7 protein-coding genes are annotated in these 12199 nt (G+C 62.2%); 1 reads left to right on the top strand and 6 read right to left on the bottom strand.

Going from position 1 to position 12199, the window contains the following annotated elements:
• Window positions 1-105 precede the first annotated feature (105 nt).
• On the bottom strand, window positions 106-1335 hold the full coding sequence (locus CWS35_RS18925; protein ID WP_245438566.1) for a glycosyltransferase family 92 protein: 1230 nt from the start codon (window positions 1333-1335) through the stop codon (window positions 106-108).
• 550 nt (window positions 1336-1885) lie between these two features.
• On the opposite strand from CWS35_RS18925, the gene CWS35_RS18920 reads away from it, so the two are divergent.
• Window positions 1886-2764, top strand: a complete 879-nt coding sequence (locus CWS35_RS18920; RefSeq protein ID WP_245438564.1) for a hypothetical protein — start codon at window positions 1886-1888, stop codon at window positions 2762-2764.
• A 194-nt stretch (window positions 2765-2958) separates the two neighbouring features.
• On the opposite strand, the gene CWS35_RS18915 is transcribed toward CWS35_RS18920, so the two are convergent.
• The 5 genes from CWS35_RS18915 to CWS35_RS18895 form a co-directional block, all read right to left on the bottom strand.
• Complete coding sequence (locus CWS35_RS18915; RefSeq protein ID WP_024579579.1) at window positions 2959-3882, bottom strand: glycosyltransferase family 2 protein; 924 nt, start codon at window positions 3880-3882, stop codon at window positions 2959-2961.
• A gap of 11 nt (window positions 3883-3893) precedes the next feature.
• Window positions 3894-6101: a glycoside hydrolase family 99-like domain-containing protein gene (locus CWS35_RS18910; RefSeq protein WP_100953087.1), complete on the bottom strand. Its 2208-nt coding sequence runs from the start codon at window positions 6099-6101 to the stop codon at window positions 3894-3896.
• Window positions 6102-6432: 331 nt separating this feature from the next.
• Window positions 6433-8469 (bottom strand): SEL1-like repeat protein, encoded by a 2037-nt coding sequence (locus CWS35_RS18905; protein ID WP_100953085.1) that lies wholly within the window; start codon window positions 8467-8469, stop codon window positions 6433-6435.
• Window positions 8466-9812 (bottom strand): HlyD family type I secretion periplasmic adaptor subunit, encoded by a 1347-nt coding sequence (locus CWS35_RS18900; RefSeq protein WP_024579576.1) that lies wholly within the window; start codon window positions 9810-9812, stop codon window positions 8466-8468. Before CWS35_RS18900 ends, CWS35_RS18905 begins: the two co-directional genes overlap by 4 nt.
• On the bottom strand, window positions 9802-12036 hold the full coding sequence (locus tag CWS35_RS18895; protein ID WP_024579575.1) for a peptidase domain-containing ABC transporter: 2235 nt from the start codon (window positions 12034-12036) through the stop codon (window positions 9802-9804). The genes CWS35_RS18900 and CWS35_RS18895 overlap by 11 nt, the downstream gene beginning before the upstream one ends.
• Window positions 12037-12199 lie beyond the last annotated feature (163 nt).

The following is a 12199-nucleotide window of genomic DNA, read 5'->3' as shown; positions in this document are numbered from 1 at the left end:
GCCCGCCGGTCGCAGGCCGCTGCGACAACAATCGCTTTTCAAGTGAACTGGATCGGGCGTGCACCGGCACGCCCTCCATCGGCGAGGCCATCGCTGCCGCCCGGTTCAGCCCTGGACCAACTTCTTCAGCTCCGGAACAAACCTTTGAATGGTAGCGTCTTCGATATCGTTGCGATCCCGCAACGTGAAGAACTCCATCGCGCGGATCTTCTCAGGATCGCCATCGGCGAGCGGCCGGCCGCGCTCGCGCTTCTTCAGCAATTGCTGCCGTGACTTCGTATAGTAGTGATTGATCACGAGCTTGTCGCGCTTCGGAGCGGTACAGCGCCCGCCGATCGGGAAGACTGGCGTGCCGTCCTCCTGGACGTAGCAGCCCAGGACGAGCGACTGATGCGGATGCAGGTAGGACACGATGGTGTCAGGCCGCACGATCGACTTCATGATGAAATGATCCGGAAAGTCATCGGGGGCCCGACGCGTGAAGGATTCGATGCACAGGCCGACCGGCCTGGCGTCGTGACCGTTCGAGCCGAAGTTCAACCAATGCACCGCCACGGCCGGCGCCGGCCCGACCTCCGCCAGAACGTCCTTGATATTGCCGGCCTTGGTCGGAAACAGATATTCGTCGGCGTCGATGAAGGCGCACCATTCCGCGCAATTGCGATAGCTGTCGATCGCATGCGAGAAGGCGCGCATCTGACCGAATTCCCCGTCCACGAAATGGTAGGTGATCATCTCGGGCCACGGGAACGACTCGATCACGGCACGCGTGTCGTCGGTGCTGCCATTGTCGTAGAGATAGAAATGGTCGATGCCGACCAGCCTGTGGAAGTGCAGCCACTCCAGCAGATCCTCGCCCTCGTTCTTGATAGCGCAGACGGCGGCCAGCCCGTGCTTTTTCCGATCGACGCCGGCGTAGAGCTTCTTCGCCTCCATCACGCGCAGCAGACCGGCGAATTCTCGCCGCAGATTTTCACTCTTCGGGGCGGCAGCGAGCGCCGAAAGATAGACGTCCTGCGCTTCATGGGCCGCCCCCATGTTGAGATCCGCGATCGCCAGCCGATGCAAGACCCGCGAGTCCGACGGCAGTTGCTTGACGAGGTCGAGAAGGATTCCACGCGCTCCTGCGAAATCGCATGCCTGCACGAGCATCGCCGCCTTCGCGAACTGGAATTCCTTGTAATCGCCGAATTGCTGCTCCAACTGGTTGACCGATTGGATCAGATCGTCGGGTTTCGGATTTGCGATCCGCCCGGAAAAGAAATCTCTAAGCCTCGTCTCGATCTCACTTGCTGGAAGCGCATCGAGATTCACGCCTGAGCTGAAACTAGACAATGCTGGAATTTCCATGTCCAACCTGAGCCGCTCCCCGGAGATCGACGAATTAACATTGGCTCGCGCCACGACTTCCCTATAGCGCACTTATCCTGCAGGAATAAGGCTATAACACACAGCGCTCACACTTAACTGTTGTAAGGTTATTTCGAGGGAAATCAATACAATAGAGTAGCGGGCTCGATGTCATCTGCACGAAACCGCGCCACAGGCCGGGAACGATCGGAGATCGCCTATGCACAATGGGAACGAAGCAACCCGCAAGACGTTCGCGCTGACGCGACGGATGTTTTTGACGTCGCTATCCGCAAGCCTCGTGCCCCGCTCGTTCGGCTTTCCGGGTTCCGCTCGCGCTGCCGCAGCGGCGCCCCCGAGACCTCTCGTCGGAGCCATTCGCTGGGACGCCTGGTATTCGCCCGGCTCGCAGCCGACCGAAGCCATGAAGCAATCGCTCGGTCCGCAGAAATATCGCTGGCGCGCTCCGTTCTTCGGCGCCCAAATCAACCGCGATCCGAACGCGCTTGATTTTTCGAGCTCGATCGAGACCGAGATGGACAAGGAGATCGACCAGGCCATCTTTGCCGGACTGGATTACTGGGCATTCGCCGGCTACGGGGCAAACCACCCAATGTCGAAAGCCCTGTACGCGTTCAGAACCCGGCCCAAGGCAGCCGAACTGAAATACTGCATGTTCACTGAGCTCGGCCGCTGGGGATCGGCGGCCAAGCTGTCCGCGCTTCCTCACGAGCATATCGGCCTGATGGCGGACAAGAACTATCTGAGGGTGGAGGGCGATCGGCCGCTCTATTTCCTGGGCTTCATCAAGGCTGCGGATGTGCAGCGAAGCTGGGGCGGCGTGCAGGGCCTGCGCACGCAACTGAGCAAGTTCAGATCGGACGCCAACGCCGCCGGTCACGGCGAGCCCTATATCGTGCTCGCGGGAGACACGAAATTCTTGAGCCAGGAGGCCGCCAATCTGGGCGCCGACGCGGTCGGGTCATATGCGATCACAACCGGCAATGGCCGGGGAAGCTTTGCCGACCTCGCGAGATATGCCGAAAAAGGCTGGAATGCGCTGGCCGCGAGCCAGGTCCCCGTTGTGCCCACGGTGATGACCGGATGGGACAGGCGCCCCCGCATCGAACATCCGGTGCCCTGGGAAACGTCGCAGCGTCCCGGCGACGGCATCACCAATTTCTATGCCGCACCGACGAAGCAGGAATTGGCCAGCCATCTCGCGCAATCGATCAGTTGGGTGAACAGCCAGCCGCCCGACCGCCGGTCCCCTGCCGTGCTGATCTATGCCTGGAACGAAAATGACGAGGGTGGCTGGCTGGTCCCGACCCTGCCCTGTCAAACCGACCGCCTGGAAGCGTTGCGCGAGGTCCTCAAGGCGACCGCGCGGGCTGCGTCGAAGAATCTCTGCTAGAGCATGATCCGGAAAAGTGCGAAGCGGTTTTCCGAAAAGATCATGCTTGGACAACAAGCTAAAGCGCGATGATGATTCGATCCAATCTCATCGCGCTTTAGATCGCTTCCGGGAGAAGCAGCCGAACCGAAACCTGAATCAACGAGTCCGCTTCGGCCGACCGGAACGGACTCGTTCGACTTTCTGCGCGTCGATCAGCGCCAGCGGATCGGCCTGGTCCGGTCGTTCGATTCCACCGTCCGATGTTCGAGATGATACGGCGCGTAGATCTGCTTGACCCAATAGTTGAAGTTCGGGTGCAGCTTCACGAAGTCATAGAATGAATCGCCGAAATTGGACGGGCTGAGGCAGGTCTTGTTCTGCGGCCTCGACGCGATCGCGTTCAGGCAATACGACACCATGCAGGCCTTGGTCTCGCTCTCCGCCACCTTGCTCAGACTTCGAAAGCTGTTGGTCGAATGCAACCGATAGAGGTAGCGGTCGGCTTCGAGATAGGTCGGTTCGACCTTGGTCACCGCGCGCAGGGCAAAGTCCCAGTCGTGGCAGTATTTGAGATCGGCGAGCCAACCGACCTGGCGCAGCAGTTCACGGCTGAAGACAAAATTTCCGGTCGACGCGGCGATCTGCGAGTCCAGGAACGTCCACGACAATGGCGCACCCGCGATCTGCGCCCGGTCGATGGCATAGCGCAGGCGGGTTGGAAACTGGTAGTTATTGATCGACTTTCCGTGCTCGTCGATCGGCTCGACCGCCGAGAAGCCGAAGAACAGCCGCTCGTCGCCATGCTTGTCCGCGAACAGCTGAACCCGGTCCTTTGAAAATGCGTCATCGGAGTTCAGAAGAAAGATCATGTCGCCGCTGGTCAGCGACAACGCCCTGTTCCAGGTGTAATGGGCGCCGAGGTTCTGCGGGTTCTTGAGCAGCTTGCACGAAACAAAGCGCTTGCCGAACGACCGCTTCTTGATGACCTTCTGCGCGACCTCGAAGCTCTGGTCCGGCGAATGGTCGTCCACGATGACGAGCTCGATGTCGGAGAACGTCTGTTGATAGACGGTCTCGAGGCACTCCTCGAGATACTGCTCGTGCTTGTAGCAGGCGATGACGACACTTGCGAGCATCGGCGGCGACCTCAACGTCTCACGATGATCGAGTGGCGGGACCTGACGAGCGCGCTGGCTCCGTCGCCGACCTCGAGCACCGCGAGTTGATACTCACCATCCGGCAAGTCCCGGATCGAGAACGACAGCTGAAAGCCGAAATAGCTCTCCTTGCTCTCGGCCTTCATATATTCCTTCACGTCCACCCGTTCGTGCCAATCGACGATCAGACAGTACCCGCTGTTCACCGCACCTTCCGGGCCAAGCTCCGACAGGATCAGGAATCCCGTTCGCTGCCGGCCTGCCTCGAAGGCATTGCCGGCGCAAATCCATCCCCGCACCAGGATTTCATAGCGCGGGTCGACGATGACGCGTTCGCCGGTCTGGGAATTGATATTCTCGATCACCAGCAACGAGCCCGCCGGATTGTCGAGCGCACCTGCGGCCTCCACGGGGGTGCCGCCCCTGACCTGCTGCACCCCGGAATGCGTGAGGCCGGATCGGTGCAGGTTGGCGAGCACTTCGACATGGGTCGAGGCTTCCTTGACCGCCCATTCGAGCTCCTGCCTGCTCAGGCAATCGAGCAGATCCGGACTGTTTCGGATCTGGGCCGAGATCGGCTCGGCCGAAGCGACCCTTCGCACCACCTCGAGAAACGCCCGGCCATAGCGCGAATCCGGCTCGAGATGAGCGCCCTCCGCCCATTCATTCCAGGAATTGATGAACACCAACGACTGCGAGAAGCTGTTGCCCTTGGCGCGCAGGGTCGCGTCGCGAAGCCAAACCTCGAACGCTTCCGGACTGGACCGGGTGAAGATGTGACCGCGTGCGCCCTTGCGAGGCGTATTGTCCCAACGCGGCATCACCGCGGGAAAGAACGGGAAGTCGTAGGTCTTGCCGAGAGACGATCGCATGGCGTCGACATAATCGTAGACCTTGCCGGCGAACGTCTCCGGTGCGTCGACCTCGGTCGGCGACACTTCCCGCGTCGAGACGGTGTGCGGCGGAAACTCGATCGCCGCATCGCAATCGACGTCGCGCGGATCGAACTCCCCGAAGGTCATCGCATTGCAGATCAGAAGCTCGCCGATTCCAAGCTCCCTGGCGCGCTTGCGCCAGACCTCGAACAGGCGCTGCTTGTCCGGCAGCAGCGACGGCCTATAGATGACGATGATCTTTCGGCCGTCGACCGTGATGTAGCGCTCGTCGCGCAGCAGGTCGGCCATGTCGTCGATGAAGCGAACATCGTCGTCGAGCGAGTGATTTTGCCCCAACAGAAGCTCGGCGTCGGAACCGTCCCAGCGGCGGGACCAATTCTCGTTCGCCCAGCAGATGCAGAACGGCAGGTTGGGTTCGCCGTCCTCGAGCATCAGCTGGAGCGGCTTCTCCAACAGCCTTCGCCCCTGAAACCAATAGACATAGTAGCAGAAGCCATCGATGCCGTATTTACGCGCGAGATCGCCCTGCTGACGACGCGTTTCCGGCAAACGGACGTCGTAGAACCCGAGATCGGCCGGCAACCACGGCGATTCATGCGCCGGAAACTGGGCGCGCATCCGCGCGACGTTGGTCCATTCGGTGAACCCCGGTCCCCACCACCTGTCATTCTCCTCGAATGAGTGGAATTGCGGCAAATAGAAACAGATGTAGCGCACCTCCTTGCTGGAGGCGTCCGCCGATCCCGCAACGACTCTGTGGTCGTTGTTCGGAAACAACAGGTCGTCGTAATCCTCGGTCGAGAAGCCGAGCGCAACGACCACCTCGGCCGGCGTAAAGCTCTCGAACAGGGGTATCTCGTAGTACTCGCCGTCGTTGAGGCTGATGCGGAGATAGATCTGCGCATGTTTGGGCTCGACGAGCGCGTTCCTGAGAGCGCGCGCCAGACGACGGCGCACGCCGGGCGTGGACAGATCGATGCGAAATCCGGGACGCCCGATCACGCTCCGCGGACCGATGCTGGCCGGCATCGATCGTCCGGTGCGTCCCTCTTCGACACAGTGCGAAGCGATGAAGAGCGATATCGAAACGGTCGCGGCCGGCGACTGGGAATCGACGATCCAGCCGGAAATCCCGCGTCCCGAATATTCGAGGATCGCACCGCGCAACCTCGGTCCTGACTTGAGATCCGTTATGTCGGGATCCAGGAACAAGCTCTGCGGAAGATCCTCCTGTTGAACCGGACTGGCAACGGGCAGCATATCCTTGGTATCCCTGACGCTCCGTTCCACAATCTTGTTCATCGCTACCCGATCTCCTGCCAACGTTTAACGTCGGCTCCAGTTTCTTTCTCGGTGCCGCACAAGCTCGATCCCGAGATGATCACATCGCCCTTCCGACACGCCCAGGTCCCGATCCCCGGAGCTTATCGCTCACTATCACACAATCTAAGATCGACATAACTTTTGTTCCGGGCCTATCACATTAACGCACTCGCGCTGTCCTCGATATGAAAGCCATCGTTGGTTCTGCCTAGATTGTCACGCCGACGTGCCTGATTGCGTGCCTTCACGCCTGGAAACAAAGCTGTTCGACATCTTCGCGCGCGCGGCGAAACGTCCGCCTCCAACGATCTCAGCCGACGCTCTCGCCCATGGCCTGCAGACGACGCAGCGCTCCTTCGTTGTTCTGCCGTGCGGCTTGCCGATACCAATGCAAGGCCTGGTCACGATCCTGCGCGACGCCGTTGCCGGCGCGCAGCGCATCGCCGATCGCGAGCTGGGCTTCGACCATGCCCTGCCTCGCCGCAGCCTCGAACCACTCGGCCGCCTTCGCCGGATCGGCCTCGCGGCCCTGTCCCCGGCCCAGCATCACGGCAAGGTTGTATTGCGCCGTGGTGTGGCCCTGACGCGCCGCCGCCTCGTACCATGTCACGCCCTGGGCAAGGTCCTGCTCGACGCCCTGCCCGGTGCAATACATCACCGCGAGCTTGAACTGGGCCGCAGCGTTGCCGCCGCCGGCGGCCTTGACGATCCAGCTCGCGGCGGCCTGCGGATCCCCGAGGCCGCTCTTGGGATCGGAATACAGCAGCGCGAGCGTGTGCTGGGCCTCGACATGGCCGGCACTCGCCGCGCGCTTGAACCACTGCACCGCGGCCGGAAAATCCGCGGTGCCGCCGGACCTTCCCATGTGCAGCCCGCCGAGCTGGAATGCCGCGGCCGGATGGCCCACCTCGGCGGCGTCGGTCAGCAGGGCACGCGCTTGCGCAAGGCGCTCTTCCGACGGCTCATCCTGGATCAGAAACACGGCGTAGGCCGTCTTCGCATCGGCGTCGCCGCCCTTGGCGGCCTTGCTCAACCACTCGGCTGCGCGCACCTGATCGCGCGGCACGCCGTTACCCGCCGCGTAAAGCCGTCCGAGCTGCACGCCCGCGGCGCTGATGCCACCCTCGGAGGCGCGTTCGAACCACTTGATGGCCGTCGCGACATCGCGTGTCACACCGTTGCCGTTGAGATAGAACACCGCGATGTTGTGAGCCGCCGTGGCGTGGCCGCTCTCGGCCGCGCGCTCGAACCATTTCGCGGCCTGCCGGATGCTGGGCGAAACGCCGGTGCCGGTGGCGTAGAAGCGCCCGGTGAAGAACTGCGCCTGCACATCGCTGCGTTCGGCCGCCCTCTCGTACCAATAGGCCGCCTCGCGCAGGTCCGGCTCGGCGGCGCTGCCGAGCGCATAGAACTCGGCCAGCGCCTGGATCGCCGGCAGGTAGTCCTTGCGCGCGGCCTTGCGCAGCGCGGTCTCGGCCTTGTCGAGATCCTTGGCGATCCCCTTGCCGCCCAACCGCAACAACGCGATGTTGTAGAGCGCGATGGTGTCGTCATGAGCGGCCGCGCTCTGGAACAGCCGCGCCGCTTCCTCGACGTTTTCGGGCAGGCCGGTGCCCTTGAGGCACATGAACGCCAGCGCAACCTGCGCGCGCACATGGCCCTGCTCCGCGGCCTTGTGATACCAGATCGCGGCCTGCGCGAAATCGACCGGAACGCCGCGCCCCTGATAATACACGTCGCCGAGCGCGAATTCGCCCGACGCCGCCTTCTGCCCGGCCGCGGCCTCGTACCAGCGCAGGGCGACGGCATGATCCTTGGTGCAGCCGAGTCCGTTGGCATACATGTCGCCGAGAATGGCTTGCGCCTCCGCCTTGCCGGCCTCCGCCGCTACCGACATCCAGAGGAACGCGGCGTCGACGTCCTTCGCCACGCCGATTCCATTCGGGAACACCAGCTCGTGGAGGTTGGTCGCCCTCTCGCCGAGACGAGCCGCGGTGGATTGCCGCCACATCTCGGGCCGGTTCGGTCCGACCATCGGCTTGACCCCGTTGAAGTAGATCAAGCCAAGCTGGAATTGCGCTTCGGTATGTCCGCTCAGCGCGGCGCGTTCATACCACACGACCGCGTCGGGAATGTTGCCGATCACGCCCTCGTTCCGGGCGTACAGCAGCCCTATCCGGTAGTCCGCCTCCGGATTGCCCGCCTCCGACGCAAGCTTCCAGAGGCGCAACGCCTCGAGATACTGCCGGTTCTCGTAAGCCTCCAGCCCCCGTTCAAACTGCTTGGCGTCGGAACGGGACGAACCGGGTCGGAGCCGGTCCAGCAACGATCGCGTCGACACCGTCATGGTTCACGCATCGCTTCTTTTGCACTGCGCAGCATGCCGCCGAGCAGATACATCGCCACCGAGCGGGTCCCGACATTGACGTCGCCCTGTAGCGTCATGCCGGGGATGAGGCGGAAGTTCTTCGGAACATCCTTGAAGTTGGTCTGGTCGACCGAGCAGCGCGCCTTGTAGTAGGCATCGACCGGCTTGCCGTCGTCATCGGTCGTGAACGCGCCTTCGCTGATCCAGCGGATCTTGCCTTCCGCCGTGCCGTGCTCTGCGGCGTTGAAGGCGTCGATCTTCATCGTGCAGGGATCGTTCGGCCGGACAAAGCCGACGTCGCGCGACAGGATCTGGATCTCGGCCTCGAGCCGCGTCTTGAGCGGCATCAAGGTGATGAAGGGATCGCCCGGCTTCAGCACCGATCCGACCGAAAGCTTGGCGAGCGTCAGGACGACCGACGGCTCGGCCGCCGTCCACCGGACCAGGTCCTGGTGCTTGACCGCCTTGTCGTATTGCGAGCGGGCGGTATCCAGATTGTTGCGGGTCGTGACCAGGTCCTGGCTCAGCTGTGCGTTCCATTGCTCGATGAAGGCCTTGCGATCCGCCTTCAACGAATCCAGCTGGTGTTGCGCTTCCAGCAGGGTGTTGTGCGTGTTGTCGATCTGGCGCAGCAGCTCCAGGCGATTGTCCTGCGACAGATACAGGTTCAGCTTGGACCCGCTGCCGCTTTCGGCGAGCGTCGAGCGCATGTCCTCGATCTTGCCGGCGATATCGGCGCGTTGACTGTACCGCTCGTCGTCCTTCTTCGCCTTCTGGATGGTCGCTTCGGTCTGGCTGATCTTGGAATCGTAGCTGGTCACCTGCGCGCTGTACTGGGCGACGCGCTGGTCATAGAGCGCCTTCTGCAAGGCGTTGTACCTGGTGACGTCCTGATCGTTGGATTGGCCGTACGACAACGGCTTGCCCGACAATTCGGCCTCGTCGCGGGCGACCTGCGCGTCAAGGCTCGCAATCTGAAGCTTGTACTGTGTGACATCGGCAGCGGTAAACGTGGAATCCAGGGTCGCAAGCAATTGTCCCGTCTCGACCTGTTGACCTTCCCTGATATCGATCGTCTTGATGATCGAGGCATCGAGGGCTTGCAGCACGTTGATCTGATCGACCGGAACGATCCTGCCGGCCACACTCGTGATCACCCGGTCGACACGCGTGAAGCACATGATCGCCACGACGGATGCGAGGAACGCTGCCAGCACGAACAGCGTCGCGCGAGCCAGCAGCGGCTCGGCCGCTTCGCGGATGGCGTCGGTCTCGGACTGGAACTGGCGGACGGTCGCGAGCGAGGCTTGATTAGGAGACAAGGGTCGGACTCCTGAAGTTCTTCTCGGTGCGCCCCGTCGGCACGAGATGCGTATTCTGCTGGTACCAGAGCGAGCTGTAGATGTCGTTGCGCTCCAGGAGCTCCTCGTGGCGGCCGATATCGTTGACCACGCCGCGATTGAGCACGAGGATCGCATCGGCCTTGGTCAGCGACGACAGGCGGTGCGAGATGATGATCAGCGTGCGGCCGTGCGCGATCCGCGAAATATTCGCGTTGACGATCGTTTCGCTCTCCGCATCGAGCGCGCTGGTCGCTTCGTCCAGGATCAGGATCGGCGGATTGACGATCAACGCGCGCGCGATCGCGAGGCGCTGGCGCTGGCCACCCGAGAGGTTGGTGGAGCCCTCATAGACATAGGTCTCGTAGCCGCGTGGCAGCTTGTCGATGAACTCCTCGGCACCGGCCAATCGTGCCGCCCTGACGATGTCGTCGAAGGTCGCGTCGGGCTTTGCGGCCGCGATGTTTTCGCGGATGGTGCCGCTGAACAGGAAATTCTCTTGCAGCACGACGCCGACATTGCGCCGGAGATGGTCGACATCGTACTCGCGGACATCGATGCCGTCGACCTTGATCAGGCCGCCATAGTCGGAGTGCAGGCGCTGCAGCAGCCGCGTGATCGTGGTCTTTCCGGAACCGCTCTTGCCCATCACGCCGAGCGTCGTGCCGAGCGGAATTTCGAACGAGATGTTGTTCAGCGCCGGCGATACGGCGCCCTTGTACTTGAACGTGACACCGGAGAATTCGACCAACCCCTTCAGCGGCGCCCGCACGCCATGGCCGGAGCGGCCTTCCTCGGCCGGCTGGTTTACCAGCCTGCCGACGATGGTGACCGCGGTGCGCGCCTCGTCATACTGGTTGATGAGCTGGGCCATCTGCATCAGCGGGCCGGCAACCCGTTGCGACAGCATCAGAAAGGCAAACAGCGCGCCGACATAGACCGGATCGCCGCTCGACACCGCGATGTAGACGCCGAGCGCATAGGGCGCACTCACCGCCAGCCGCTCCAGTGGACGCACCACGGTCTGGATCGCGGTTCCGGTCATGCCTTCCGCCAGCCGCGCCTTGGCGACACGCGCGACCAGCACATCCCACATGTGGCGCTGGCGCGCATCGAGCGCCAGCGATTTGATGGTCCGGATGCCGTTGAGGCTCTGGATCAGGAACGCTCCCTGCGCGCCCTCGGCCGCCAGGGTCGCCGAGGACTTCTTGCGATAGGCCGGGAGCATCAGGATCAGCCAGGTCACGATCACCCCGGCAAAGGCAAGCACCATCAGCGTCATGATCGGACTGAAGAAGAACATGACGGGAAGGAAGAAGAACAGCGTGGTCGAATCCAGGATGGTCCCGAACAACTGGCCGGTCAGAAAGCCGCGAATGCGGAACACTTCGCGGATATCGCGGGAAACCAGGCCGACCGGGTTCTGCTCGAAGTAGTCGATCGGCAGATTGAGCATCTTCTCGAACACATAGGTCGACAGCTTGACGTCGAGGCGCGCCGTCAGGCGCTGAACGAGATATTGCCGCAGGAACGAGAACGCCGCCTCGAACATGATGACCACGAACATCGCGAGGCACAGCACGTAGAACGTGTTGTAGGCCTTGTAGAAAATCACCTTGTCCGAGAGCAGCCGCCAGAACATGATCGGCGCCAGGCCCATGAAGCCCAGGATCAGCGCGGCCAGCGCGACGTCGCGCAGGATGCGTCGCTCGCGGAACAGCAATGCGGTGACGAATCCGAAGCTGAATGGCTGGGTCTCGTCGGAAATCTCGTAATCGCGCTTGGCCATGACGACGTCGCCCGACCAGATGTCCTCGAAGCGCGGTTGATCGATGACGAGCAGTGCATCCTCGCTCGCATTCGGATCCTGCAACACGACCCGGGAGCTGCTCTCATCGCCTTCGAGGCGCAGCAACACCATGTGGCTGCCGTCGCGCAGGCGAACGATGGCCGGCAGCGCCCGCTTGAGATGACTCAGTCCCTTCCAGTCCAGCGTGACGGCCTTTGCCGTCATGCCGGAGGAATTCGCGCATTTCAGCAGTTCGGGCAGCGTGACTTCCTGATCGCCCAGCAGGTTGTCATGGATCAGTTGTGACGGGGTCAGGTGCAGGCCGTGCTGTCTTGCCACGATGACGAGACAGGCAAGCCCCGAGGGTGGCAGTGCCTCCACCGAAGGTGCGCCGACGAGCGAGAGGTGTTTGGTCATGAATGCCTCGGAGTTTCGACTGCGCAGATCCGGTCCCTGGCGAACTATAACTTATCACTGTTAGTTCGCTAACGCAGCATTTTCAGCATATCGCCCCGAAAAGATATATGTGACGACGACCGCGAAAGCGGGCTGCGCACGCGGCCGTACACGGGTTTAGCCA

It is taken from the genome of Bradyrhizobium sp. SK17 (genome assembly GCF_002831585.1).
In the GTDB taxonomy this organism is placed as follows: Bacteria; Pseudomonadota; Alphaproteobacteria; order Rhizobiales; family Xanthobacteraceae; genus Bradyrhizobium.
Note: the sequence above shows the minus strand (reverse complement) of the source record. Positions and strands in the feature narration are given on the sequence as shown.

Bases quoted from the DNA above. Each gene is read 5' to 3' on its own strand.
- CWS35_RS18910 (WP_100953087.1), bottom strand. From the start codon at position 6,101: ATGAACAAGATTGTGGAACGGAGCGTCAGGGATACCAAGGATATGCTG.
- CWS35_RS18895 (WP_024579575.1), bottom strand. From the start codon at position 12,036: ATGACCAAACACCTCTCGCTCGTCGGCGCACCTTCGGTGGAGGCACTG.
- CWS35_RS18920 (WP_245438564.1), top strand. From the start codon at position 1,886: ATGGACAAGGAGATCGACCAGGCCATCTTTGCCGGACTGGATTACTGG.
- CWS35_RS18905 (WP_100953085.1), bottom strand. From the start codon at position 8,469: ATGACGGTGTCGACGCGATCGTTGCTGGACCGGCTCCGACCCGGTTCG.
- CWS35_RS18915 (WP_024579579.1), bottom strand. From the start codon at position 3,882: ATGCTCGCAAGTGTCGTCATCGCCTGCTACAAGCACGAGCAGTATCTC.